We start from the raw sequence: 25,658 nt of genomic DNA, 5'->3' as shown, positions 1-25,658 counted from the left end.
GTCTCCGTTTTATCGTCGTTCACAGCCGCGCCTCGTTACCGCATCGCTCCGTACTCTTCACTGCGCGCCTCAAAGCTCGAAGCTCATTGCGTCGTACGCGACCTCGATGCCATGCTCGCCTAGCATGCGCCGCTCGGGGCCGTCTTCGATCAGGATCGGATTCGTGTTGTTGATATGGATCAGCACTTTGCGTTTCGCGCCGAGCGAATCGAGCGTTTCGATCATGCCGCCCGCGCCGCTCTGCGGCAGATGGCCCATATCCGCCGAGGTCTTCTTCGACAGGCCGAGGCGGATCATTTCGTCGCCGGTCCACAGCGTGCCGTCGACGAGTAGCAGATCGGCCTCGCGCATCGCCGCCAGCACGTGCGGCTCGATCGCGCCGAGCCCCGGCGCGTAGAACACGCGCCGGCCCGATTGCAGGTTCGTCAGCACGAGTCCGATGTTGTCGCCGCGCTCCGGCGCATCGCGATGCGGCGAGTACGGCGGCGCCTTGCTCGACAGCGGCAGCGCGTCGATGCGGATGCCGGGCAGCGCGTCGACGGCGAGCGGCGCGCCGTCGAGCGCGATACGGCGGTGCTCGACTCCGCAGTAGTGCGACAGGATCGGCGCGACCGGAAAGCCGGAGCGGAGGTCTTGCCAGACCGCATCGGTTGCGTATAGCGGCAGCGGGGTGTCGCGTTCGCGCAGCATCAAGAGGCCGGTCACGTGGTCGATCTGCGCGTCGATCACGAGCACCGCGGCGATGCCGCTGTCGCGCGCGCGCCGCGCTGGTTGAAGTTCGGGATGCGCGGCGATCTGCGCGAGCAGATCGGGCGATGCATTGACGAGCAGCCAGTCCTCGCCGTTCGCGCTGACCGCGATCGACGACTGCGTGCGGCGCGTCGCCTTCACCGTGCCGCGACGCACTCCGTCGCAATTGCGGCAATTGCAGTTCCACTGCGGAAAGCCGCCGCCCGCCGACGAGCCGAGTACCTTGATCTTCATGCCGCGCGACGCACGCTGCTGCGCCCCTCTTCGACGGTGGGAGTGAACATCGCGGTGAGCGCCTGCGCGACGCATGCATGCAGCGCGGGGTCGCTCGTCAGATGACCCGCCGCGCTCACAGACTCGACGCGCGCCGACGGAACCGCGCGCGACAGACGTCGCAGATTGCCGCGCGGACACACCGGATCGCGCGCACCATGCACGGCCGCAATCGATACCCCGGCCGCCGCCGCGCGGCGCGCGAGCGACAGCAAACGCGTCTCGCCGAGCCAGCAGCGATGCGCGAGGTAGTGCGCCTGAATCCGGTATTTGCCGATCAGCTTGCGCGCGTGGCGTTGGGATTCGCGTGGGTTTCGCAGGTTCGCACGTCGTCGTGCGGCGCCTCGCGGCGATGCGCTCGCGAGCACCGCGTTTTCATAGCCGCGCCAGGCCAGCGCGAGCGCGCGTTGCCGCGCTTCATTCGCGCCGTATTGCAAGGTGTCGCCGCAACGCGCGGCCAGTGCCGCGGGCTGCTCGCAGCGAGCAGCGGCACGCAGTCTCGACCACGCACGCGGCGCGCGCTTGCGTGACGCGATGAACAAACCGCGCACTTCGCGCGCGGACGTCAGGAACAGGCCGCGCAGCACGACGCCCGTCACCGACCGCGGACACTGCCCCGCATACGCGAGCGCGAGCGCCGCGCCCCACGATCCGCCGAGCACGCCCCAGCGCGCGAAGCCGAGCCGCGCGCGAATCGCTTCGAGATCGGCGATCAGATAGTCGGTGCGGTTGTGGCGCACGCTGCCGTGCGGCGTCGAGGCACCGGTGCCGCGCTGGTCGATCAGCACGACGCGAAAGCGCTGCAGATCGAACAGCCGCAGCACGCCGGGCTGACTGCCGCTGCCTGGGCCGCCGTGCAGCACCGCGACCGGCACGCCGTCGCGCGCGCCGGCCAGCGCATACCACACGCGATGGCCATCGCGCGTGCGCAGCGTATGGACTTCGAGCGCGGCGGCCGCCTGCGTGTGGCGCGATAAGCTTCGCATCGTCATGGCAGCATCCTCGCGAGCAGGTTGTCGCGATCGATCCACTGATGCTTGAACGCGCCCGCCACGTGCAGCACGATCAGCGCAATCAGCGCGAAGCCGATGGCGTGGTGAAGGCCGAAGAACAGTGCGCGCAGATGCGCGTCGTCCCAGCCCCATTTCGGCAGCAGGATGCCCCAGAAGCGCGTGCCGTAGGTGTTGAACGACGAGCCGAGATACCCGGCAAGCGGCATCGCCACCATGCCGACATATAAAAGACCCTGCGTAGTGCGCGCGGCGGCGCGTTGCCACGGTGGCATCGGCGGCAGCGGAGGCCGGTGAAGGACCAGCCGCGCGACGATGCGCAAAAGCACCAGCAGGAAAACCGTCAGTCCGAGCGACTTGTGCAGATTGATCAGCGTCGCCTTGACGGGCAAGCCCTTCGGCAAGCCGACCATATAAAGCCCGAGTGCGAGCAGCCCGACGATGCCGAGCGCGATCAGCCAGTGCAGCGCGATCAGCAGCCCGGCATAGCGCGGGCCGCCGGCGCTGGCATTTGCGTTGACGTCGATATCAGGCTTCGCGTTTGCAGAATCCGCTGTCCTCATGCCCTGTCTCCATGCAACATCGTTGCGGGACGTTTCTTTTTTGCCGAACACCGTTTCAGTCGCGGCTGACATAGCTGGTTCAGCCGGCGATCAGTATTTCACCGCGGCCGTCGACCGCGAGGTCGCCCGTGAAACGGACCGGCAGACGGTCCGCGCGCCACTGCGAAAACGGCGCGATTTCGGCCGCGAGACTGCGTATGAGCAATGACCAGAATACGTCGAAACCGTGTCCGCCGCCGGTGAAAGTAGGGGGCGGCAGTGGCTCTGGCCGTTGCGCGAGCAGCAGCGTGCCACGCCTCATTGCATAGGCATAATGCGCGCCCAGTTGCCCCGCCACGCCGACGGTTCCCGCCACCAGCCGCGACGCCGCGAAGTCGCCCGCGTTGCCGCCGACCAGCACGAGGCCGCGGCGCATCCGGTCGGCGAGCCGCGCGCCGGCGTTGCCGTGGATCGTCAGCGTGCCGCCGCTCATGCCTTCCATATCGCCCGTCAGTGCGCCGGCGGCGAAGTCGCCGCTGTCGCCGCGCACCGTCACGCGTCCGCCGCGCATTTCGCAGCCGGTGAAGTGCCCCGCGTCGCCGTCGATTTCAAGCAAGCCGCCGCTCATTCTGAAGCCGCTGTAGTCGCCGACCGAGCCGCGCGCGACGAGCCGTCCGCCGTCCATCTGCGCGCCGAGCCGGTCCAGCCACCGCGCGGCGTCGTCGATCAGCAGCGTGGCCATGTCGTCGCCGGACGCAGGCGCGTCGTCGCGCGAAACCTCGAAGACGTCGCCGACCACGCAGCGCTCGTTGCCGGCCGGCAGCACGATGCGCTCGATCTCGGCCACGCTCATGCTGGCCAGCGCCGAGGGTGACAGCGCTGCGGCATCGACGCGAAAGCCGGGTGGTGTCTTCACGCGCAACGTGGTCGTGCTCATGCGTGACTCCCATTGAGCCCCGCCGCCAGTTCGTGCAGATGAAAGTGGTACGGCCCGAGCTTGCCGCCGTAGTTGCCCGCCGAAATGCGCAGCACGCCGGCCGCGCGGCCGAGTCCGGCGGCCGCGCCGATCCCGGCCGTCATCGCCGCGCCGACGTCGGCGTCGGTCAGACCGTCGATGACGATTTCCAGCACGCAGCCAACGTCCGCGCTCAACTCGCTGCGCCGCGCGAGGCCGATCAGGCTCGGGCAGAACGCGTCGTTGGTCGACGCGGTCGCGCCCGCGTACTTCGAGCCGATCTTCGAGCCCGAGCGCACGATGCCGCCGGGAAAGGGCATGATCACGTTCGGCAGCCGGCGCATCGCGGCGACCGCGGCTTCGGCCGCCGCGAGCGCGGCGCCGAGGTCGCGCGCGAGCAGCAGCAGGTTGCCGCCGCCGACGGCCTTGACCGTCGCCGCCATGTCTTCGCAGACGAACTCGCCGTCCATCACCGGCACGCGCCAGTAACGCGTGGGTCCGTTCCCTGCGTCGATCATCTTCGCGATCTGCCAGCCGTCGCCGAAAAAGCGCAGCCCGCTGCCAAGCGGCGCCGGGTCCGACAGCGGCGCGCGGCTCGTGGCCGGATCGATGCCGCCGTAGACGGCCGTGCTCGGACAGGTGAGCACGCACTGGCCGACGCGCCGCCCGATCTGCTTCGCGAGCTCCTTCGACGACACCGCGAACAACAGCACCGCGACGCCGGGCCGGCCGTCGGGCGTGGCAGCGGGCGCGAGCGCACGCTCGACGCCTGCCTCGCAGCCGCAACCGATCACCGAGGTCGCGAAGCCCGCCAGCGAGTTCGCCGCGTGCATCGCCCACGTCGGCGTGTGCGCGGTGATCACGAGCCGGGTCGCCTTCATCGGAAAGGCTTCGGCGAAGGTCGCGTCGATCGCGGTGCCGTTGATGTCGAGCGGGGCGGGAGCGTTCATCGTGGACGCGTCAGGTTAGACATTCGACGGGCAATAGCCGTCCGCCGCGGCAGCAGCGGCAGGCTTCGTCGTCGCTGATCGCGGCGTGGGCGAAGTTGCTCGCGAGGTTCGCGTCGCTATACGCGCGCAGCGTTGTCTCGATGCCGCGATCGAATTGCGGCGCGACGAAATGGATGCCGCCCGTCGGCGTCGCGACGAGCGTGCCGTCGCGCGCGACCAGTTCGCCGTCCTTGAACACATAGGCCGGCGACGTGAACATGCGCTCGCGGTCCGGCTCGTCGCGATAGACGGCGATGTCCGCCGCCGCGCCCGCGCCGAGATGGCCGCGATCGCGCAGACCGAGCAGCCGCGCGGGACCGGCGCGCGTGATGATCGCGATCTCGTACAGCGAAAATTCGCGTTTGAGTTCCGGCAGCGCGCTGGCGACCTGCGCCTCGGGATGCAGCTTCGCCAGTTGCTCATCGCGAAACGGCTTGTCCATCAGCAGGCGGATCAGATGCGGATAGCTCGTGAACGGTCCGCCGTTCGGATGATCGGTGGTCATCGCGACGCGCCACGGGTCGTCGACGAGCAGGAAGATTTCGAGGCCGATGATCCATTGCAGCGCGTTCACGTAGCTCTGTTCGCGATAACGGAACGGCAGCACGCCGCAACCCGCGTCGCACTCGATATCGCCCACCACCCACTTGTGCGGCCGCGCGAGCGGCGCGTTGCCGAACTGCATCATCGTGTCGCCGGAGGCCGTGACGGTCTGTCCGAAGATGATCTGGCCGACGTCGATCGACACGTTCGGCCGCGCGTTCACGGCCTCGGCAATCTGCCGCGCGCCCGACGAAAACTTGCGCGAACCCTCGGTGCCATAGCTGTGAAACTGGATATGCGTCAGATGGATCGGCAGACCGTCGGCGGCGTCCATCGTCGCGATGGTCGAGGCGAGGTTGCCGGGCACGCCGAGGTTGCTCGTGTGCACGTGCAGCGGATGCGGCACGCGCAGCTCGGTCAGCGCGCGCGTCAGCGTGCGCAGCACGTCGCGCGGCGTGATGCCGTAGTGCGCGTGCGGCTCGTCGACGTTTAGCGAGCGCTGGTTGAACTTGAACGCCGAGATGCCGCCGGGGTTGACCACCTTGACGCCGAGCGCCTTGCTCGCGTCGATCGTCCAGCCGACGTAATCGCGCAGACGTTCGAAGTCGTCGCGCGCGGCGAGCATCCGCAGGAACAGCTCGTCGTTGCCGAGCATCACGTACGCGCCGTGATCGATGATCGGCGTGTCGCCCATTTCGAGGTGCGTGTGGCGCGCGTTGGACGGCATCATCGCCGGCTCGAACGCGGCCGTGTAGCCCATTTCGGCGTAGCGGTAGCCGGTCGCGAGCGTGCCCGGCGTGCAGACGCCGCACGACGGCAGGCGCAGGTAGCGGCCGTTGTCGTCGCGCGCGGCTTCGTAGGCGGCCTCGCGCGGCGCATGGGCGCCCCGCGCATCGGCGCGATGGTCCTCGGGCAGCAGCAGGCGCGACAGGTTGGTCTTGCCGCCGCCGATATGCGAATGCAGGTCGATCCCGCCCGCCATCACGATCATGCCGGTCGCGTCGTATTCACGATCGACGGGCGCGGTGGCGGCCATGTCGACGATGCGGCCGTCGCGGAACGTCAGGTCGCGGCGCTCGCCGTTGACGTTGTGGATCGGGTCGAACAACGTGCCGCCCTTGAGCCGGACGAGAGTCATGGCTGATCCTCGCGCGTACTCGAGCGTTCGCTCAGTTGCCCGCTCAATCGCCCGCTCAACTTCGCGGCAATCGACGCCACCGACTCCAGCGCGGCACCACGCGCGGCGGTGAGCGGCATCACGACCGTGCCGTCGACGCGAAACAGATGTCCGCCGCTATCGACGCCCGGTGTCGCGACCGGCACGAACACGGTGTTCGCGCCGCGCGCCCTGGCGGCATCGGCGAGCGCCGGATGACCGAGCACGATCAGGGCAAGCGCGGGATCGAGCGACGCGGGCCACGCGTGCGGCGCGAAGCCCGCGATCCACAGCAGCGCATCGACTTCGCGTTCGGCGAGCAGCCGGGCCGCCCGATAGCGGTACGGATCGTGATCGAGCGGCGCGGTGCCCGCGGCGTGCGCCGGCATCGACACGCGCGTGCGCAGCGGCAAGCCGGACAGCCACGTGACGGTCTGATTGACCGTCAACGCGCCGTCGTCGCCGCCGAGCGCGAGACATGCCGCGCGCGTCGTGCGATTCACGGCCTTCACGATCCGGTTCAGCGCTTCGATCAGCAGCGCCGCGTGCGGCGCGGGCAGTGCGGCCGGTTCGTAGACGACCACCGTATAGCGCGCGCCGGCGATGCGTGCGTGCAACGACGCGAGCGCGGTTGCCACGTTGGCTGCGCTGCCATCGCCGTGGCTCAGCACGGCGGCGTCGCGTCCTTCCGCGAGCGCTGACCACAGCGCGAGCGTGTCGTACGGATCGGTGTCCGGCAGCAGCGTGTCGATGCGCGTTTGCGCGAAGCCGGCTGCGGCCGGGTCCGGTTCGCAGCCGACGAAGACCAGCTCGCGCGCGAGTTCGGTGCCCGCCAGCGCGCGCGTGAAAAAGCGCGGATAGCGCCGCGACGGCTGACAGCCGAAGAACACCAGCAGGTCGGCGCGCGCGCGCACTTCGGAGAGCGTCGTAAAGAACGAGCCGCGGTCTTGCAAAGCGAGCGTCGCGGGCGTCAGCGCATCGCCGTGCAGATGATCGAGGATCGCGCCGCAGGCGGCGGCAAGCGGATACAGCGCGCGGATGCCGGCGACGTCGGTGGCGAGGCCGCCGAATAGCGGGCGGCGCGCGTTCGCGAGCAACTGCGCGGCGCTCGCCAGCGCGGCATCCTTGTCCACTTCGTCGCCATCGACGGTGCAAGCGCATTGCGCGTCCGTCGCGCCGTACTGCGCGAGCGCGTGAGCGAGCCGCGGACATTCGGTGTCCGGCACATCGAGCGTGCCGTCGTCGTGGGCAGCGGCGGCCAGGTCGTCGCACAGCAAAGGGCAGAACGGACAGATCCAGTCGCGTGTGAGCGCCGCGGCGCGCGTTGCGCTCGGGCTGGGGGTCGATGGATCGATGGAGGGGCTATGCATGGGGCAGGTTTAGCAAGCTCCATGCCGATCTTTCGACCCTGCGGTAAGGGTGCCTGATCCTGCGTCGGCGCGCGCGTCAAAGGCCCACCGCGCCATACAAAATGTGTGCCGTTCTGGAGCAGAGTGTCAAGCAGAGTGTCACGCGCGAACAGTCCGGCTTGCGTTGCGTTTACCGACAGCGCTGTCAGAACGCGTGGCATGGAAATTGTATGGAAGGCCTACGCGGAATCGGAATGCGCGCAGTCGATCTGTCGATCGTGCAGCGCGGACGCCACCAGCCAGGCGCTTGCGCCGGTGCCGGCCGCGGCGGCCAGATCGTCGCGATTGCGGATGCCGCCCGCGCCGATCAGCGTGGTGTGCGCGGCGGCTTGCGCGCGCACGCGCTCGAACGTCGCGAGATCGGGGCCGGCGTAGCTGCCGACCTGGTCGAGCGTCATCGCGATCACGCGCGGCGGCCACCACGCCGACGAGCGGTCGAGCGCGGCCGCGGCGAGCAGTTCGCCCGCCCGCTGATCGAGCGACAGGATCGGCGCAAGGCCGGCGCGCTGAGCCGCGTGCAGTGCGTGGATATCGCGCAGCGTCTCCGAGCCGAACACAGGCACGAGAGTCGCGAGGTGGGAAGCGGCAGCAGGGCTGTCGTGTTGATCGATGGCGTCGTCGATGCGCTCGAATAGCGCGCGCATCGACGCGTAGTCCGCGAAACCCGCGTCGAGCCACAGTTCGATGCCGGGCAGCGCGGCCCGCAATGCGGCGAGCGTCGAAGCATGCGCGCCGCGCTGCAGGATGGCGCCGAGATCGGCGATATAGAGCGTGCGCGCGCCGCTGGCTTCGAGCAGCGCGCGGGCGGTGGCAAGTGGGTCGCTCGTCGCGACGAGGCGGGACTGGATCGGCCGATAGGCGCTCCGCTCGCCGCGCACCGCGCGTACGACCTGGCCGTCGAGCAGATCGAGAACAGGTATCACCTGCATAGGGGGCTTTCCTTTGACCAGAATCTTTGTCTACGAGTATCTCACCGGCGGCGGCATCGACCCCCAGCTCGCCGGCCCGGGCAGTCTCGCCGATTTGAGCGCGCTGATCGTCGAAGGACGCGTGATGCGCGACGCGCTGGTCGACGCTCTGCGTGAACTCGACGGCGTGCAGGTCACGTTCGCGACCTCGCGCTTCGAAACGCCAGGGGCGGGCGAGGCCCATTGTATGGCCGCGCCCGGCGAATCGATGACGGCGTTCGTCGCGCGCGCGGCGCGTGAGCACGATTACGCTTGGGTCGTCGCGCCGGAATGCGACGGGCTGCTGCTGCGCTTTCACGATGCGGTCGGTACCGCGCGCTGGCTCGGCTGCGCGAAGGAAGCGATCCGCGTCGCGTCGAGCAAGAGCGCGACGGCGGCGTGTCTTGCCGCGCATGGCATTGCCACGACGCCGGCGCTCGAACCCGGCGGCTCAGCCGCGCAGCACGACGGCCGGTGGGTGGTCAAACCGGACGACGGCGCGGGCGGCCTCGACACGATCGTGTACGAGCGTTTCGCCGATGCCTGCGCCGAGTACGAGGCGCGCGCGGCGGGGGCGCGCAATCCGGTGCTGCAGGCGTGGGTCGATGGTGAGCCGTTGAGCCTGTCGCTGATCTGCCGCGGCGACGCCACCAAGCTCCTCAGCATCAACCGTCAGCAGATCGGGCTGAGCGGCGGCGACGCGTCGGGTGATGTTGCGCGGATCGTCGAGTTCGACGGCGTGCTGGTCGATCAGATCGACCAGCACAGCGAGATGGGCCGCGCGCTCGACACGCTCGCGCATCGCGTCGCGCGGGCCATCCCGGGTTTGCGCGGCTTCGTCGGCATCGATGTCGTGTGGCACCCGCAACTCGGGCCGGTCGTGATCGAAGTGAATCCGCGTTTGACGGTCGCTTATGCGGGGCTGTCGGCGGCGCGCGGCAGCGGCCTGACGCGCGCGCTGCTGGCCGCGCATGGCGTGCGCATCGAGCGCTGCGGCGCGGCGCGCGCCAATTCGGCGACGTACGAGGTGCGCCCTTGAGCCCCGCCCGTTCGAACCCGGCGGCGCGGTTCGGCTGGGACGTCGGCGGCGCGCACGTGAAGGTGTCGCTCGTCGACGGCAGCGACGCCGTGCTGGACGTCGTGCAATGGCCGTGTCCGCTTTGGCAGGGGCTCGACCATCTGCACCGCACGATCGAGCTCGTCTTCGAGCGCTGGCCGCAGGCCCGCACGGACGCCGCGCAGCATGCGGTGACGATGACCGGCGAGATGGTCGACCTGTTCGCGGATCGCGCCGAAGGCGTGCGCGCGATCGTGGCCGCGCTCGCGCAGCGGCTCGGTCCATCACTGCGTTTCTACGCCGGCGCCGCCGGCTGGCTCGCCGCCGCCGACTGCGCGGCCGGCTGGCGTCACGTCGCGTCGGCGAACTGGCTCGCGACCGCGAGCTGGGTCGCTACCTGCATGGCGAACGCGCTGCTGATCGACATCGGCAGCACCACCACCGACATCATTCCGATCGTCGACGGCCGCGTCGTCGCGCGTGCCGCGACCGATGCGGGCCGGCTCGCGACCGGCGAACTCGTGTATCACGGCGTCGTGCGCACGCCGTTGTGCGGCGTCGCGCAGCGGATCGAATTCGGCGGCGCCATGCTGAACGTGATGAACGAATGGTTTGCGACGAGCGCCGACGTCTACCGGCTGACCGGCGAACTGGACCCGCTGCACGACGTGCAGCCGAGCGCCGACCAGGGGCCGAAGACGCAGGCGGCGAGCCGCGCGCGGCTCGCGCGCATGATCGGGCACGACGCGCACGACGCGTCGGACGTCGAATGGCTGCACTTTGCGCGGCGCTGGCGCGCGCTGCAGGTGCGCGAAATCGGCGCGAACCTGATGCGCGTGGTTGCCGCGCAGCCAGTGCTCGCGGCCGCGCCGCTGGTGGGCGCCGGCTGCGGCCGCTTCCTCGTCGCCGCATTGGCGCGCGACGAGGCGCGCGGCTATATCGATTTCGGCGCGTTGGCGGGCGTGCCCGATGCTTGCGCGGCATGGGCGGCGACCTGCGCGCCGAGCGTGGCGGTCGCGCTGCTCGCGGCGCGCGAGCCGGGCGCCCAACGGCGCGGCGCGCGTGGTATCGCGGCGCGCGCGGCATGAGTTGAGAGGCGCGGCGCGCAATCCGGGGACGCGGCGCGCCGGTGCACGAGTAGCGCAAAGAGGGGCAGGGGACACGATATGGCGAGCGGGACAAGTTCGGTGATGAACGAGGTTGCGAAACGACGCGACCCGGCCGGGCACTCAACTGGACACGAGGGCAACAGTCATGTGGGTGGTCAAGATCGGAGGCAGCCTGAGTCACGACCCGGCACTGCGCCACTGGCTCAGTGAGCTATGCGAAGTCGGCGGCGGACGGGTCGTGATCGTGCCCGGCGGCGGCGATTTCGCGGACAAGGTCCGCCAGTACCAGGGCGAGTGGAACTTCGACGATCTGGCCGCGCACAACATGTGTCTGCTCGCGATGACGCAATATGCGCTGCTGATGCAGGGCGTTTCGCCCGAACTGGTGATCGCGTCGAGCGAGGCGAAGATTCGCCGCACCCTGCGTGACGGTCATGTCGCCGTGTGGGCGCCGACCGCGCTGATGCGCGACACGCCCGACGCGATGAGCAACTGGGACACGACCTCGGACAGCCTCGCCGCCTGGCTATCGACGATGCTCAACGCGGAGCGGCTGATCGTCGTCAAATCCTGTCCGATCGCCGCCGACGATCCGCTCGAAACGCTGGCCGCGTCGGGGGTGATCGACCGCAAGTTCGTCGACTACGTGAACGATGCGAACTATGTGGTCGAATTGCTCGACAAGAGCAACGTCGCGCTGATGCGCGACCGTTTGCTGAATATTCCGGTGATGTGATCGGCTGCTACAGCCGCGTCGCGTTCGTCGAGCCCGGCAACGGCGCCGCGCCATCGACGCGAATCTCTCCAGCCGGCCGATGCAACGCGCTCGCCCATTGCGCGACGCGCTCGGGGTCGAGCCGCGAGCGGCGCCCGTCGGCGCACAGCGCGGTGCGAAAACCGGCCACGTCGGGCGCCAGCGCGCGGATCTGCGGCAGTTGCGCCCAGCCGAGCGCACCGGCGATGCCCGCCATCGCGCCGCGCTGACGCGCGAGCCGCAACCAGCGCGCGAGCGAGTCGACATCGACGTGATCGAACAGCGTGCCGCCGTCCTTGCTCGCGGTATCGAACATCAGGCCGGCGAAGCCGAGCGCCGCGGTGTGGCTGACCAGTTCGTCGTCCATGCCGCCGTCGCATAGCAGCACCGGCACGACGCTGGCCGGCAGATTCGCGAGCTGCTCGATGCAGCGGCGCGCGGCCGGTCCGCGCGCGACGCCGACCTTCACATAGTCGACGCCGGCATCGCTGACGTCGATCACGCGCGCGGCGATCTCGTCGAACGCATCGGCCGGCACGTCGCCGATCGCCGCGCTGATCGGCTTGACCGGGTAGCGCGCGCGAAGTTGTTGCGCGATGGTCGTGATGGCGCCGATCGACAGGCCGCCGAGCGCGCCGTCGTCCGGCTCTTTCAGGTCGATCAGCTCGGCGCCGGCGCGGGCGGCGTCGAATGCTTCGTCAGCCGAGCGGACGCTCGCGAGCAATGCGGTCATCGGGGTTCTCCGCGGAAGGAAGGGTTTCAGTGATGGGCCGAAGCGGCGGCCTGATGCGCCGCGTCTTCGAGGCTCGCGCGATATCGCGCGATCGCGGCGACGAGCCAGCTCCATGCGGTGCGCTCGTTGTCGCCGGCGGTTTTGTCGATCGCGATCTGCAGATACGCCATTTCTCGATCGACCTTGTCGGCCGGCAGCATGAAGAGCCGGCTCACCAGAATCGCGCCTTCCACGACCGCCGACTGCGCGCGATTGAAGCCCGCGAACGGCGCGTGGTTTTCACGGTGCACGCATTTCATCACCAGCACCGGGCGCTCGGCGTCGTCACGCAGCTCGTCGAGTTCGAGCTCGGCGTGGGCCAGCGACTCGGCCAGACGTACGCTCGGCACGCGGCTCGCGGCCACGGTCGGCCAATCGGTTGCGCAGTGCGTGACGCAGCCCGCGAAGATCCGCACGTCGATGGTGAAATTCAGCACGGCCGCGCGCGTCGCGATCACGTTGTCGAGCGTGACCGACGGACGGAAAGGCGCGAGGATGATCCGCTCGCCCTCGTGGCGCGCGCCCATTGGCGCGATATGAGGACGGCCATCGCACGCTGCCGTGGTGACGATCGTTTCGTGGATCATGGCTGGGAACGCGTGTCCCGACAGCGCCGGAAGGCCGGCCGTCAGCAGAGGTCAAACACAAACGGGAACCGCAAAGGGGCCGCGGCGTGCGGCCCGGTTGCGGGCTTAACGCGTAGCGACATACATCACGATTTCAAAACCGAGGCGTACGTCGGTGTAGCTCGGAGTCGTCCATTGCATACGTGCTTTCTCCTTCGGTTGAAACAGCGGGTGGAACAGCGTTGCGCCGCCGGCCCGGCGTGATGCCCGGTGTCGACGGCAGCCGGCATCATGCAAGCTCCGTGCCCATGCGCGTTCCGGCCGGCCAGGCGTGCGTGCATTCGACGGCCAATACAGCACCCGGCGAATTGCGCCACGCCGTGGCGCTCGCGCGGGTTGCCAGACGCAAAGAGCCGCGCGGTGTGGCGAAAACGAAGCAAAGTGTGCCATCGCGATTCGCTAATTCGATTGCGCTGTCACACCGCGCCCGCCTCGCTCACCAACACATTCTGCTCCCATTCGCGTCGCACGGCTCGAAAAAGAACCTCACGATGTGATAGCGATAACCGATCCGTTAAGTCTGCCAAATAAAATCGTGAATTCACCTTGGGCGTGTCCGTGCCTACAGTGCAACTCAAGCGCTTCGTTCTTCCGGCAGTGCGCTTGCCACCTTCGAGGACACGTCATGAACGATTTCAGTCAACCGCCGATCCAGCCCGAACCTCAAGCGCGCGATCCGCACAATCCGCGCGAACGGTACGCGGCGGGCGTGATGAAATACCGCGAGATGGGGTACTGGCAACCGGACTACGAACCGAAAGACACCGACGTGATCGCGCTGTTTCGCATCACGCCGCAACCCGGTGTCGAACCCGAGGAAGCGGCCGCCGCGGTGGCCGGCGAATCGTCGACCGCGACGTGGACGGTGGTGTGGACCGACCGCCTGACCGCCTGCGACATGTATCGCGCGAAGGCGTATCGCGTCGAGCCGGTGCCGGTGTCTCGCGCCGACGAGCCGCAGTACTTCGCGTATATCGCTTATGAACTCGATCTGTTCGAAGAGGGCTCGGTCGCGAACCTGACCGCGTCGATCATCGGCAACGTGTTCGGCTTCAAGCCGCTGAAGGCATTGCGGCTCGAAGACATGCGCATTCCCGTCGCGTATCTGAAGACGTTTCAGGGGCCGCCGACCGGCATCGTCGTCGAGCGCGAACGGCTCGACAAGTATGGTCGGCCGCTGCTCGGCGCCACGGTCAAGCCGAAGCTCGGTCTGTCGGGCAAAAACTATGGACGGGTGGTCTACGAAGGCCTGCGCGGCGGCCTCGACTTCCTGAAGGACGACGAGAACATCAACTCGCAGGCGTTCATGCACTGGCGCGACCGCTTCCTGTTCGCGATGGAGGCGGTGAACCGCGCCCAGGCGGAGACTGGCGAGCTCAAAGGGCACTATCTGAACGTGACGGCCGGCACGATGGAGGACATGTACGAGCGCGCCGAATTCGCGAAGGAGCTCGGCTCGTGCATCGTGATGATCGACCTCGTGATCGGCTGGACCGCGATCCAGTCGATGTCGCGCTGGGCCCGCAGGCACGACATGATCCTGCATCTGCATCGCGCGGGGCATGGCACCTACACGCGGCAACGCAACCACGGCATCTCGTTTCGCGTGATCGCCAAATGGCTGCGCATGGCGGGCGTCGATCACGCGCATGCGGGCACCGCGGTCGGCAAGCTCGAAGGCGATCCGCTGTCGGTGCAGGGCTACTACAACGTGTGCCGCGACGCGCACAACGCGGTCGATCTGTCGCGCGGCATTTTCTTCGACCAGCCGTGGGCCGGCTTGCGCAAGGTGATGCCGGTCGCCTCGGGCGGGATTCACGCGGGGCAGATGCATCAGCTGCTCGATCTGTTCGGCGACGACGCGATCCTGCAGTTCGGCGGCGGCACGATCGGCCATCCGGCCGGCATCCAGGCCGGCGCGACCGCGAACCGCGTCGCACTCGAAGCGATGGTGAAGGCGCGCAACGAGGGCCGCGACATTCTGCGCGAAGGGCCCGACGTGCTCGAAGCCGCCGCGCGCTGGTGCACGCCGCTCAAGCAGGCGCTCGATACGTGGCGCGACGTGAGCTTCAACTACGCATCGACCGATACGCCCGATTTCGCCGCCACGCCGACGGCGGCCTAGCCACGCCGAGCTTTTCCCGCGAGCGCCTCACGAGCGCATCCGCGACGCGGTGCAACGGCACCGCGCGGGGCACCGTTGACGCCGTTCCAAACGCGACATCCATCCACGAGGTTCGTCATGCGTATTACTCAAGGAACGTTTTCTTTTCTGCCCGAGTTGACCGACGAGGAAATCGGCCTGCAGATCGACTACGCGCTGCGCCAAGGCTGGGCCTGTTCGGTCGAATTCACCGACGACCCGCATCCGCGCAATACCTACTGGGAAATGTGGGGTCTGCCGATGTTCGACCTGCACGACGCGGCCGGTGTGTTGCAGGAGGTCAGGGCTTGCCGCGAGGCGCGGCCGCAGCACTACATCAAGGTCAACGCGTTCGACTCGGTGCGCACCTTCGAGACGATGCGCCTGTCGTTCATCGTCAACCGGCCGGACGTGGAGCCGGGCTTCCGGCTGTTGCGGCAGGACGCGCAGGGACGCACGCAGCGCTACAGCATGACGGGCTACGCGGGCGACCGGCCAGCGGGCGAGCGTTATGGCGCGGCGGGCTGACGCCGCTGATCGCGCAACAACGCACACGACGACCCGCAGCGAGGACGAACCATGACAGACGCCGCAATCGTGGACGCACTGCCCGCGTCCACCGCGCACAGCGACGCCGCCGCGCCCCACATCGACCTCGCGGCGCTGTACCGCGACTCGGGCATCGGCGACGTGCTCGGCGAACTCGATCGCGATCTGGTCGGGCTCGCGCCCGTGAAAACGCGCATTCGCGAGGTCGCCGCGCATCTGCTGGTCGAGCGCGCGCGGGCTTCGCTGGGTCTCGCGGGCGGCGCGCCGACCTTGCATATGTGCTTCTCCGGCAACCCCGGCACCGGCAAGACGACGGTTGCGCTGCGCATGGCGGAAGTGTTGCACCGGCTTGGCTACATTCGCCGCAATCATCTGGTGTCGGTCACACGCGACGATCTGGTCGGCCAGTACATCGGCCACACCGCGCCGAAAACGCGCGACGTGCTCAAGCGCGCGATGGGCGGCGTGCTGTTCATCGACGAAGCGTATTACCTGTATCGCCCGGAGAACGAGCGCGACTACGGGCAGGAAGCGATCGAAATTCTGTTGCAGACGATGGAGAACCAGCGTAGCGACCTGGTTGTGATTCTGGCCGGCTACGCGTCGCGAATGGAAGTGTTCTTCGAGAGCAATCCGGGTTTCCGCTCGCGCATCGCGCATCACATTACGTTTCCCGATTACGAGGAAACGGAGTTGCTCGAAATCGCCGAGCGGATGCTCGGCGCCATGCATTACCGCTTCGATGCCGCGTCGCGCCGCGCGTTCGCCGACTATCTGGCGCGCCGCATCCGCCAGCCGAATTTCGCCAACGCGCGCTCGGTGCGCAACGCGCTCGACCGCGCGCGGCTGCGCCAGGCGAACCGCCTGTTCGCGAGCGCCTTGCAAGGCGGCGAGCCGGTCGACGCCGCCACGCTGACGCTGATCGATGCCGCCGACGTGCGCGCGAGCCGCGTGTTCGACGCGCCGCCGCAGTCCTCGCATTCGCCTTCCACCGCGCGCGCCGTCACGGCGCCGCCGGGCTGAATCACGACACCATCGACGGAGAACGCCATGCAGGACGGACGCACGACACTTTCGAAGTTCTTGATCGACACGCTCGATCGCCCGCCGTGTACGGACGACACGCGCGACACTGCAGGACTCTCCGCGCTGCTGATCGACGTAGCGGCGGCCATCAAGTCGATCTCGGCGATGCTGACCAAGGGCGCGCTAGGCGGCAACTACGGTTCCGCGCAAACGCTCAACACGCACGGCGAGCAACAGAAGAAGCTCGACGTCTCGAGCAACGAGATCTTCGTGCAGCAATGCGAGTGGGACGGCTTGCTGGCCGCGATGGTGTCCGAGGAAATGGAGCACGTCTACGCGATTCCGCTGGACTATCCGCGCGGCGAGTATCTGCTCGCGTTCGATCCGCTCGACGGCTCGTCGAATATCGACATCAACGGCGTGGTCGGCTCGATCTTCTCGGTGCTGCGCACGCGCGACCCGGCAGAGGATGCAACCAGCGAAGCCGCGTTCCTGCGGCCGGGCTGCGAACAGGTGGCGGCCGGCTATGCCGTGTATGGACCGTCGACGATGCTGGTGCTGTCGGTCGGCAATGGCACGCATGGCTTCACACTGGAGCGCGAGATCGGCAACTTCGTGCTCACGCATTCGAACATCCGGATTCCGGAGGAAACCGGCGAGTTCGCGATCAACGCATCGAACGAGCGCTTCTGGGAGCCGCCCGTGCGCCGCTACGTGCAGGAGTGCAAGGACGGCCGCAGCGGTTGCCGCGCGCGCGACTTCAACATGCGCTGGATCGCGTCGATGGTCGCGGAAGTGCATCGCATCCTGATGCGCGGCGGCGTGTTCATGTATCCGCGCGACTCGAAAACGCCGGCAATGGAAGGACGCCTGCGCCTGCTCTACGAAGCGAACCCGATGAGCTTCCTCGTCGAGCAGGCGGGCGGTCTCTCGATCACCGGCCGGGAACGCATTCTCGACGTCGCGCCGCGCGCGCTGCATGGCCGCGTGCCGGTGATTCTCGGCTCGAAGAACGAGGTCGAGCGCATCGCGCGCTATCACGGCGAATACGACCGCGGCGAGGACAAGCCGTTCACGTCGCCGCTGTTCGGCACGCGCTCGTTGTTCCTGCCGGATTTCACGGCGTGATCAGCGACTGACGGCGCGCTCAGCGCACAGAACACAGTCATCCGGAGACAAACGCATGTCAGTCAAACATCCGATCATCGCGGTGACCGGCTCGAGCGGCGCCGGCACCACCACTGTCATGAAGAGTTTCACGCATATCTTCAGACGCGAGCACATCAATGCGCAGATCGTCGAAGGCGACGCGTTCCATCGCTACGACCGCAACGGCATGCGCGCGGCGATGCAGGAGCGCGAACGCGACGGTGTGCCGAATTTCAGCCACTTCGGGCCGGAAGCGAATCTGCTCGAAGAACTCGAAACGCTGTTCACGCGCTACGGCGAAAACGGCAGCGGGCAGTTTCGCCACTACGTGCACGACGCGGGCGAAGCGCAACTGTACAAGCAGGACGGCGGCACCTTCACGCCGTGGGAGGGGGTCGCGCCCAATACCGACCTGATGTTCTACGAAGGGCTGCATGGCGCGGCGGTGACCGACAAGGTCGATATCGCGCGGCATGCGGATCTGCTGATCGGCGTCGTGCCGATCATCAACCTCGAATGGATCCAGAAGCTGCACCGCGATCAGACGATGCGCGGCTACACGCACGAAGCGGTGGTCGACACGATCCTGCGGCGCATGCCCGACTACGTGAACTACATCTGCCCGCAGTTCTCGCGCACGCATGTGAACTTCCAGCGCGTGCCGACCGTGGACACGTCGAATCCGTTTACCGCCCGCGAGATTCCGCAACCGGACGAGAGCTTCGTCGTGATCCGCTTCGCGCGGCCGAAGGGTATCGATTTCCAGTATCTGCTGACGATGCTGCACGACTCGTTCATGTCGCGCCCGAACGTGATCGTCGTGCCGGGCGGCAAGATGGGACTCGCGATGCAGCTGATCTTCACGCCGATGATCCTGCAACTGATCGACCGACGCTCGCGCGCCTGAGCGGTACCAGACGGATACCGAGGTTCATTTCGCAAGGAGAGATTCGATGAGTGCAGTCGCGCAACCGCTTGACGCACCCGCCACGCGCTCGATGGCCGACGCGCTGCGCATGCTCGCGCTCGACGAAGCGCGGCGCGTCGCCGACCGCGCGCGTTGAGCCCGGCGCTCGCCAAGATTTCATTTCATATCGAGGAGCACGCAATGGCCTTCATCACCCTGCGGCAACTGCTGGATCACGCGGCCGAACACGACTACGGCGTGCCCGCGTTCAACGTCAACAACATGGAGCAGATTCACGCGATCATGCGCGCGGCCGAGGCCACCGCTAGCCCGGTGATCCTGCAGGCGTCGGCCGGTGCGCGCAAGTACGCCGGCGAGCCGTATCTGCGCCATCTGGTGCTCGCCGCGCTCGAAGCGCACCCGGACATTCCGCTCGTGCTGCATCAGGATCACGGCGCGAGCCCCGCGGTGTGTCAGCAGGCGATCCGCTCGGGCTTCACGTCGGTGATGATGGACGGCTCGCTGCTGCCCGATCAGAAAACCCCTGCCGCGTACGACTACAACGTCGAGGTGAGCCGGCGCGTGGTGGACGCCGCGCATGCGGTCGGCGTGTCGGTGGAGGGCGAACTCGGCTGTCTCGGTTCGCTCGAAACCGGCACGGCAGGCGAAGAGGACGGCGTCGGCGCACAAGGCAAGCTCACACGCGAGCACCTGCTGACCGATCCGGACGAAGCGCGGCGCTTCGTCGACGCGACCGGCGTCGATGCGCTCGCGATCGCTATCGGCACGTCGCACGGCGCGTACAAGTTCAGCCGCGAGCCGACCGGCGACATCCTCGCGATCGACCGGATCGCCGATATCCATGCGCGCATTCCGAACACGCATCTGGTGATGCACGGTTCGTCGTCGGTGCCGCAGGAATGGCTCGCGGTGATCCGCGAATATGGCGGCGAGATTCCGACTACCTACGGCGTGCCCGTCGACGAAATCCGCCGAGGTATCGCGAACGGCGTGCGCAAGGTCAACATCGACACCGACATCCGTCTCGCGATGAGCGGCGCGATGCGCAAGTCGCTCGCCAATGCGCGCGCGGAGTTCGATCCGCGCGCGGCATTGAAGGCCGCCACCGCCGCGGCGAGCGCGATCTGCGTCGAGCGATTCGAGGCGTTCGGTTGCGCGGGTCAGGCGGCGCGCATCAAGCCGCTGCCGCTCGACACGATGGCGAGCCGCTACCACTAACGCCACTGCCACGGAGAATGCAATGCGCGAATTCCTGATTGCGCCGTCGCTGTTGTCGGCGGATTTTGCCCGGCTCGCCGACGAGATTCGCGACGTGACGGCGGCCGGCGCGGACTGGATTCATCTGGACGTGATGGACAACCACTACGTGCCGAACCTGACGGTCGGCCCACTCGTGTGCTCGGCGATCCGGCCGTACACGACGCTGCCGTTCGACGTGCATCTGATGACCACGCCCGTCGATCCGCTGGTGTCGGCGTTTGCCGAGGCCGGCGCGAACCTGATCAGTTTTCATCCGGAGGCGACGCTGCACGTGCATCGGACCATCGACCTGATCCGCTCGCACGGTGCGCGCGCGGGGCTGGCGCTGAATCCGGCGACGCCGCTCGCGGCGCTCGATCACGTGCTGGAGATGCTCGACGTCGTGCTGGTGATGTCGGTGAATCCGGGCTTCGGCGGCCAGGCATTCATCGCCGAAACGCTCGACAAGCTGCGGCTGCTGCGCGAGCGCGTCGACACGACGATGCAGCGCACCGGGCGGCCCTTGCTGATCGAAGTGGACGGCGGCGTGAAGGCGTCGAACATCGCGCGTGTCGCCACGGCGGGCGCGGACGTGTTCGTTGCCGGGTCGGCCGTGTTCGGTGCGGGCGATCGCGCGCAGGCGATCCGCGGCATGCGCGGCGAACTGGCTACTGTCGACGAACCCGCGGGGGTGGTCGCCATGCAGTGATGGCGCTGCTGTTTCAGCGCTTTTTCAGCGTCTCGCCCGGCGCGCACCATGCGCTGAGATCTTCTTCAGGCCGGTCGACCGCGCAGCCCCAGTCGAGCGGCTGGTCCTGATCGAAGCGCTTGCCGAGCCGCCATGCAATCTCGGCGCGCGCAAGCTGCACGCCCATATAGAACGCGTGGCCGCCGTCTGTTTCGAGGTTCAACTGCGGGTACAGCGCGAACGGATCGTCGCCGCGACGATGGCCGTCGCGGTTGTACACGTGAATGCCGTCGGCGCTGATCTGCACGCGGAAATTCGGGTCACGCACGCCGCGCGCGAATTCGTCGATTTCTTCGGCGCTGTACGGAAACGGCCGTTTCGCGTGGACCGTCGCGAGTTCGGTGCTGATGCCCTTCGGCAGCACCTGCGCATCGCGCGCGGCATGCATCACGCGGCGCGCGACATCGGCTTCGCGCAACGCGCGCCGCGCATGCTGGCTCACCGACGTCGCCAGCACCGCGCCAACGCGCAATTCAGCCGCCATGCCGAGCAGCACAGCGTTGATGCCGCTCGTGTCGGCCTCGGTCAATTCGGTCACGTTGCCGATGCCCATCATGATCGCGATGTCGGGATAGCGCTCGCGCAAACGCACATAGCGCGCAATCGACGCGGCCAGCCCGAACGGAATCGGATCCAGAATCGGATCGGCAAGAAACGCGCGGCCGCGCGCGGACAGCGCGTCGATCGCGGCGTCGAGCGAAGCGGGGTCGGCCGGTTCGCGCGCGACGAGGATCGGCGTCGACGGCACTTCGTCGGCGATCCATAGCGTGTCGAGGTTCAGGCTCATCAGATAGTCGGCGCCCGCGCGGCCGCCGCGCAGCAGTTCGTCGTTGCGCATCGAATCGACGCTGACGCGATAGCCTTCGGCCTTCAGCCGCCGCACCGCGTCTTCGAGATGCGCAAACGGCGTGTCCGGCAGGCAGCCGATGTCGATCACGTCCGCGCCTTGGGCCGCATACTCGCGCGCCCTTGCCGCGATGCCGTCGAGGTCGAGGCGCGGCGCATCGACGATCTCCGCGAAAATCTCCGTGTCGTAGCGGCTCAGATCGAACGGCTTCGCCTTGCGGCCGAAAAATTGCGGCAAGTCCTTGACCTCCTCGGGACCGCGTTCGAACGGTACGCCGTAGTGCGCGCCCAGCGCGTCGAGATCGCCACGGCAGCGGCCCGGCACGATCACGCGCTGCGCGGCGAGCGGCGCGCTCACGCGGCGCTGGATCAGGTCGGCGGTCATCAACCCGGCCACTTGCAGGCCGATTTCGCGCACCTCCCAACTGAACGGCGTCGGCGCCATGCCGTCGAGCACGCGCCGCAGGCTCGGTTCGGCAAGCCGGCCGGTCAGGAAGAGGAGGTGGTCCATGCGAGGTCGAGGGTCGCGAGGCGTTGGGTGAGCGCCGCTTCGAGTTCGTCGAGCGAGCGCGCGAGCGTCGTGTATTCGAAGCGCGCCAGACGCTCGACGTTGTCGAGTTCGATCGCCCGTGGCCGCAGTTCGACCCATTCGTCCGGGCTATGCGTGATCACGCTCGGTTCGGTGTCGCACGCAAAGACGATGCCGGGGATGCATTGCTTGCCGGCCTGCGCGTACATATTGGTCGGCAGCGTATCCGAGATGCCGTAAGCGCATTTGGCGACCGTGTTGCTGGTGGCGGGTGCGATCACGACCGTGTGATACACGCCGTGATACAGCATGCCGACCGGCACGCCGCTCGCGCTGTTGTCGCGCAGTACGCGAAAGTGTTCGCGCAGCTTGTCGAGCGACCAGCCATAGAGCGGCAGCACTTCCTCGGCCGCCGCGGACAGAAACAGATCGACGCGCGGCAAGCGCCGGGCGAGCGCGATCGATTCTTCCAGCATATGACCGGAGCCGGTCACGCACCACGCGAAGTGCGCATCCGGCCTGAAGTCGGCGAGATCGCGGGCGCCCTTGCGAGCAGACTCGCCGGGGGACCTGAGGGACGACCCGGTCATGCGTCGAGATCGAACGGCATGCCGTCGGTCGGCGAGCCTTCATGCGACAGCCGGATGTGCAGCCGGCGCATCTTGCGATACAGCGTATTGCGGCTGATGCCGAGCGCCTTCGCGACGTTGCTGACGTTCCAGCGGTGCTCGTCGAGCAGCGACAGCACCGTTTCGCGCTCGTTCAGCTGGATCGCGTTCAGCGAAGAAATGTCCGCTTCGTCGGCGAGATGCCCGTCCATGTCCGCGTTCGCGAGGCGCAGCGCGATCGGCAGGTCGACCGCCGACGTGCGTTGCGTGACCTCGGGCGGCAGATGCTCGCAGCGGATCGGCTCGCCGTCGGACAGCGCGATGGCCATCTGCAACACGTGACGCAGCTGACGGATGTTGCCGGGCCACGCGTAGGTGAGCAGCGCGTGTTCGGCTTCCGGCGTCAGATCGGGCGGATCGTCGGTTTCGTTCGCGAGCAGATGATGGATCAGCGGCAGCTTGTCGACGCGCTCGCGCAGCGCCGGCAGATTCAGCTCGACGCCCTTGAGCCGGTAGTACAGATCCTCGCGGAATTGCCCGCTTTGCACGAGTTCGAGCAGATTGCGGTGGCTCGCGCTGATCAGCTGGAAATTGACCTTGACGGTGGTCTCGGCGCCGAGCGGCGTGACCTCGTGTTCCTCGATCACGCGCAGCAGGCGTGCCTGCAACACGAGCGGCATGTCGCCGATCTCGTCGAGAAACAGCGTGCCGCCGTTGGCCTGCACGATCTTGCCGCGCCGTCCTTCGCGCTGCGCGCCGGTAAACGCGCCCGCGCGATAGCCGAACAGCTCGCTCTCGATCAGGTTCTCCGGCAGCGACGCGCAGTTGACCGGCACGAACAGACCGGCGGCGTGCGGGCTGATGCTATGCAACGCCTGTGCGAAGACTTCCTTGCCGGTGCCGGTCTGGCCGCGCAGCACGATCGGAATCTTGCGCTGGATCACACGCGCGGCCAACTGGATCTGCGAGGCCATGCGCGGGTCGCCGAATTCGAGGTGCGCGATCTCGTCGAGCTTCGGCACCGGCGGATGTTTGTCGTGTTTTTCGGCGGCGTTGGCGCGCATGGCGGAGTCGGGGACGAGCACGCGCGTCACGCGCCCTGTGGCGTTTTGCGGCGTCTGCGCGACGAGGAAAAAGCGGTTCGTCGCGTTTGCGCTGTAGACGGTGACCGGATGGAACGAGCCGCGAATGCTGCGCGCGATCATGTCTTCGAGCGACGCGTTGAATGCTTCCTCGATGCGCCGGCCGCGCAGCTCGCTCAGCGAACGGAAGCCCAGCTGGAACAGCGCGCTGCGATTCGCGGCGAGCACGGTGCTGTCGTCGCCGACCGCGAGCTTGCCGCCGTGCAGCGTGCCGACGAATTCCGGGCGGCTGTGGAAATGGATCATGTTGGCGTGCCGGTAGCGCGCATCGAGCAGACGGTTTTCGATCATCTGACGCGACATACCGACCAGCACCAGCGAGTGCTGCTGCAGCAGCTTCGAGCGGCTCGTGACGTCGAGCACGCCGGCGATTTCGCCGCCGTCGTCGAAGATCGGCGCGGCCGAGCACGTCAGCGACGTATAGCGCGGATAGAAATGCTCGTGCTGACAGACGGCGATGCAGTCGCGCTCCGCGAGGCAGGTGCCCATGCCGTTGGTGCCGGCTTCGCGTTCGCTCCACAGCGCGCCGACCCGAAAGCCGTCGACGGCGACCGCCTCGGCGAACGGCACGGACGACACCTGATGCACGATCACGCCGCCAGAATCGACGAGCACGACCGCGAGCTCGGGATCGGCCAGTTGCTGATAGAGCGTCGTCATCTCGAGCTTCGAACACGCGATCAGATCGCCGAGCGCCTCACGGCGCGCGCTGAGTTCGTACTCGGTGAGCACCGGCGGCGGCACGAAACGCGCGGGGTCCAGCTGGAATTCGTTGATGCAGCGCGTCCACGACTGAGCTACGGGTTCGCTTGTCGGGCGCGTGGTCAACTGATGGTTGACCACGTTCAGAACTTCCCGGACGTGCGTACTGCTATCAGCGAGCAACGACATGGGATTTGCCTCCGTTGCGTCATTTCGCAAGCGTGACTGCTTCGCACGCCGCGAATGCCGCTTTATCAAGCCTGCCTGCCCCTGGCGCGGCGCAATCTCGGTTCGCCTGCGCCCTCCCGACCGGCCCTACTACGAGGCGGGTGTTGAAAACTGTACGCCCGATGCAGGATTGGTTCAACAGAAAGTCACACTGGGTTTACCTCACTGTGCCCGGAATTTGCTTTTCTCGATGCGTGACGCGTTAAACGGGTTGCAGGTTGCATGCCTGTCGCGGCTTCGGCACAGAGTGTGCCGCGCGTCGTTCAGTTCTACTGTTCTACTGTTGCATCGTTTCGCTCGTCATCACTGGCTGTTCAATCCTGGGCCGCGCCGCGGCGGAGATCAAATCATGGATCGTTTCGATACTATTCGCCTTGCCGCATTTTCCAGCCTCGGCGCCAATCCCGGCCCGCAAGTCGGCGCGTTGCCCGAGCGCCTGGACATCGTATTCATCGAGAATTTCATCGGCCAGACGGTCATCGGTATCGATAGCAGTGAGTTGCATGTTGCGCAACCGGTGCGTGTGAACCTGGCTATCGGCGTGCCAGCGATCCGCGCCTGCACGACGGACCGGATCGAAGATACGGTCAACTACGCGGCCGTGCGCGGGGCGCTGCTCGAGCTGTTCGCGTCGCATCGCGTGCGGCTGCTGGAGGCGCTTGCCGAGACGATCGCGCAACTGCTGATCGCCGACTTCGGCGCGCACTGGGTGCGCGTGTCGCTCGCGAAGCCGGCCAAGTTCGCCGACCTCGCGGCCGTCGGCGTGCAGATCGAGCGGCGTCGCGGCGATGGCTCGGCGGCGGCCGTGGGTCTCGCGCGGTACGCGTCGCTGGGCGAGGGGCTGGTGCCGAATTGAGGGGGGCGCCTAGCCGGACGCGCCGAGCGGGGGGCGCCGAGCCGGACGCGCCGAGCGGGACGCGCAGAACGCC

The 25,658-nt window shown here is 67.6% G+C and carries 25 protein-coding genes; 11 read left to right on the top strand and 14 right to left on the bottom strand.

From position 1 onward, the window contains the following. Window positions 1–69 precede the first annotated feature (69 nt). The 8 genes from pqqB to OKW35_RS46335 form a co-directional block, all read right to left on the bottom strand. A complete protein-coding gene (gene pqqB, locus OKW35_RS46370) occupies window positions 70–984 on the bottom strand; it encodes a pyrroloquinoline quinone biosynthesis protein PqqB (protein ID WP_184052047.1) in 915 nt (304 codons plus the stop codon). Then, window positions 981–2,015, bottom strand: coding sequence for an alpha/beta fold hydrolase (locus OKW35_RS46365; protein ID WP_429555570.1), 1,035 nt, complete (start codon window positions 2,013–2,015; stop codon window positions 981–983). Before OKW35_RS46365 ends, pqqB begins: the two co-directional genes overlap by 4 nt. Continuing rightward, complete coding sequence (locus tag OKW35_RS46360) at window positions 2,012–2,596, bottom strand: cytochrome b (RefSeq protein ID WP_409259691.1); 585 nt, start codon at window positions 2,594–2,596, stop codon at window positions 2,012–2,014. Before OKW35_RS46360 ends, OKW35_RS46365 begins: the two co-directional genes overlap by 4 nt. Before the next feature lie 79 nt (window positions 2,597–2,675). Next, window positions 2,676–3,512, bottom strand: coding sequence for a formylmethanofuran dehydrogenase subunit C (locus OKW35_RS46355; RefSeq protein ID WP_429352403.1), 837 nt, complete (start codon window positions 3,510–3,512; stop codon window positions 2,676–2,678). Beyond that, on the bottom strand, window positions 3,509–4,480 hold the full coding sequence (fhcD, locus tag OKW35_RS46350) for a formylmethanofuran--tetrahydromethanopterin N-formyltransferase (RefSeq protein WP_184067288.1): 972 nt from the start codon (window positions 4,478–4,480) through the stop codon (window positions 3,509–3,511). Before fhcD ends, OKW35_RS46355 begins: the two co-directional genes overlap by 4 nt. 10 nt (window positions 4,481–4,490) lie before the next feature. Then, complete coding sequence (locus tag OKW35_RS46345; RefSeq protein WP_429555569.1) at window positions 4,491–6,200, bottom strand: formylmethanofuran dehydrogenase subunit A; 1,710 nt, start codon at window positions 6,198–6,200, stop codon at window positions 4,491–4,493. Beyond that, window positions 6,197–7,588, bottom strand: a complete 1,392-nt coding sequence (locus tag OKW35_RS46340) for a formylmethanofuran dehydrogenase (RefSeq protein WP_429555568.1) — start codon at window positions 7,586–7,588, stop codon at window positions 6,197–6,199. Before OKW35_RS46340 ends, OKW35_RS46345 begins: the two co-directional genes overlap by 4 nt. Before the next feature lie 218 nt (window positions 7,589–7,806). Next, complete coding sequence (locus tag OKW35_RS46335; protein ID WP_429555567.1) at window positions 7,807–8,556, bottom strand: HisA/HisF-related TIM barrel protein; 750 nt, start codon at window positions 8,554–8,556, stop codon at window positions 7,807–7,809. 13 nt (window positions 8,557–8,569) lie between these two features. Between OKW35_RS46335 and OKW35_RS46330 the strand changes: the two genes are divergently transcribed. The 3 genes from OKW35_RS46330 (at window position 8,570) to OKW35_RS46320 (ending at window position 11,476) form a co-directional block, all read left to right on the top strand. Then, window positions 8,570–9,613: an ATP-grasp domain-containing protein gene (locus tag OKW35_RS46330; protein ID WP_429555566.1), complete on the top strand. Its 1,044-nt coding sequence runs from the start codon at window positions 8,570–8,572 to the stop codon at window positions 9,611–9,613. Continuing rightward, complete coding sequence (locus OKW35_RS46325; protein WP_429555565.1) at window positions 9,610–10,719, top strand: hydantoinase/oxoprolinase family protein; 1,110 nt, start codon at window positions 9,610–9,612, stop codon at window positions 10,717–10,719. Before OKW35_RS46330 ends, OKW35_RS46325 begins: the two co-directional genes overlap by 4 nt. 166 nt (window positions 10,720–10,885) lie before the next feature. Beyond that, on the top strand, window positions 10,886–11,476 hold the full coding sequence (locus OKW35_RS46320) for an aspartate kinase (protein ID WP_429493445.1): 591 nt from the start codon (window positions 10,886–10,888) through the stop codon (window positions 11,474–11,476). A gap of 7 nt (window positions 11,477–11,483) precedes the next feature. Here OKW35_RS46320 and OKW35_RS46315 read toward each other — a convergent pair whose 3' ends face one another. From OKW35_RS46315 to pqqA, 3 genes are all read right to left on the bottom strand, one after another. Continuing rightward, window positions 11,484–12,227, bottom strand: a complete 744-nt coding sequence (locus OKW35_RS46315; protein WP_184052026.1) for a (5-formylfuran-3-yl)methyl phosphate synthase — start codon at window positions 12,225–12,227, stop codon at window positions 11,484–11,486. 26 nt (window positions 12,228–12,253) lie between these two features. Beyond that, window positions 12,254–12,853 (bottom strand): DUF447 domain-containing protein, encoded by a 600-nt coding sequence (locus tag OKW35_RS46310; RefSeq protein ID WP_429555564.1) that lies wholly within the window; start codon window positions 12,851–12,853, stop codon window positions 12,254–12,256. Between the two features lie 105 nt (window positions 12,854–12,958). Then, window positions 12,959–13,033 (bottom strand): pyrroloquinoline quinone precursor peptide PqqA, encoded by a 75-nt coding sequence (pqqA, locus tag OKW35_RS46305; protein ID WP_113062024.1) that lies wholly within the window; start codon window positions 13,031–13,033, stop codon window positions 12,959–12,961. Window positions 13,034–13,517: 484 nt separating this feature from the next. Here pqqA and OKW35_RS46300 point away from each other — a divergent pair, with 484 nt between their 5' ends. The 7 genes from OKW35_RS46300 (at window position 13,518) to rpe (ending at window position 20,635) form a co-directional block, all read left to right on the top strand. Further along, a complete protein-coding gene (locus OKW35_RS46300) occupies window positions 13,518–15,017 on the top strand; it encodes a form I ribulose bisphosphate carboxylase large subunit (RefSeq protein WP_184039098.1) in 1,500 nt (499 codons plus the stop codon). Between the two features lie 117 nt (window positions 15,018–15,134). After that, window positions 15,135–15,563 (top strand): ribulose bisphosphate carboxylase small subunit, encoded by a 429-nt coding sequence (locus OKW35_RS46295; protein ID WP_027195078.1) that lies wholly within the window; start codon window positions 15,135–15,137, stop codon window positions 15,561–15,563. Between the two features lie 51 nt (window positions 15,564–15,614). Next, window positions 15,615–16,607, top strand: coding sequence for a CbbX protein (cbbX, locus tag OKW35_RS46290; protein WP_184064693.1), 993 nt, complete (start codon window positions 15,615–15,617; stop codon window positions 16,605–16,607). A gap of 27 nt (window positions 16,608–16,634) precedes the next feature. Next, window positions 16,635–17,738 (top strand): class 1 fructose-bisphosphatase, encoded by a 1,104-nt coding sequence (locus tag OKW35_RS46285; RefSeq protein ID WP_429555563.1) that lies wholly within the window; start codon window positions 16,635–16,637, stop codon window positions 17,736–17,738. Window positions 17,739–17,793: 55 nt separating this feature from the next. Next, on the top strand, window positions 17,794–18,666 hold the full coding sequence (locus tag OKW35_RS46280) for a phosphoribulokinase (RefSeq protein WP_429555562.1): 873 nt from the start codon (window positions 17,794–17,796) through the stop codon (window positions 18,664–18,666). 201 nt (window positions 18,667–18,867) lie between these two features. After that, window positions 18,868–19,905 (top strand): class II fructose-bisphosphate aldolase, encoded by a 1,038-nt coding sequence (fba, locus tag OKW35_RS46275; RefSeq protein ID WP_429352393.1) that lies wholly within the window; start codon window positions 18,868–18,870, stop codon window positions 19,903–19,905. A gap of 22 nt (window positions 19,906–19,927) precedes the next feature. Then, window positions 19,928–20,635 carry a ribulose-phosphate 3-epimerase gene (gene rpe, locus OKW35_RS46270; RefSeq protein WP_429555561.1) on the top strand — a complete coding sequence of 236 codons (708 nt, stop codon included), beginning with the start codon at window positions 19,928–19,930 and terminating at the stop codon, window positions 20,633–20,635. Window positions 20,636–20,648: 13 nt separating this feature from the next. On the opposite strand, the gene OKW35_RS46265 is transcribed toward rpe, so the two are convergent. The 3 genes from OKW35_RS46265 to OKW35_RS46255 are packed head-to-tail and all read right to left on the bottom strand — an operon-like array spanning window position 20,649 to window position 24,690. Then, window positions 20,649–22,031 (bottom strand): DUF6513 domain-containing protein, encoded by a 1,383-nt coding sequence (locus tag OKW35_RS46265; protein ID WP_429555560.1) that lies wholly within the window; start codon window positions 22,029–22,031, stop codon window positions 20,649–20,651. Continuing rightward, on the bottom strand, window positions 22,010–22,639 hold the full coding sequence (locus OKW35_RS46260) for a flavoprotein (RefSeq protein ID WP_184067330.1): 630 nt from the start codon (window positions 22,637–22,639) through the stop codon (window positions 22,010–22,012). Before OKW35_RS46260 ends, OKW35_RS46265 begins: the two co-directional genes overlap by 22 nt. Continuing rightward, on the bottom strand, window positions 22,636–24,690 hold the full coding sequence (locus OKW35_RS46255; protein WP_429555559.1) for a sigma-54-dependent Fis family transcriptional regulator: 2,055 nt from the start codon (window positions 24,688–24,690) through the stop codon (window positions 22,636–22,638). Before OKW35_RS46255 ends, OKW35_RS46260 begins: the two co-directional genes overlap by 4 nt. A gap of 388 nt (window positions 24,691–25,078) precedes the next feature. Between OKW35_RS46255 and OKW35_RS46250 the strand changes: the two genes are divergently transcribed. Next, a complete protein-coding gene (locus tag OKW35_RS46250) occupies window positions 25,079–25,585 on the top strand; it encodes a dihydroneopterin aldolase (RefSeq protein ID WP_429352389.1) in 507 nt (168 codons plus the stop codon). Window positions 25,586–25,658: the final 73 nt, after the last annotated feature.

The organism is Paraburkholderia sp. MM5477-R1, from assembly GCF_050436385.1.
In the GTDB taxonomy this organism is placed as follows: Bacteria; Pseudomonadota; Gammaproteobacteria; order Burkholderiales; family Burkholderiaceae; genus Paraburkholderia; species Paraburkholderia tuberum.
This window is presented reverse-complemented; position numbering and strand designations above follow the sequence as displayed.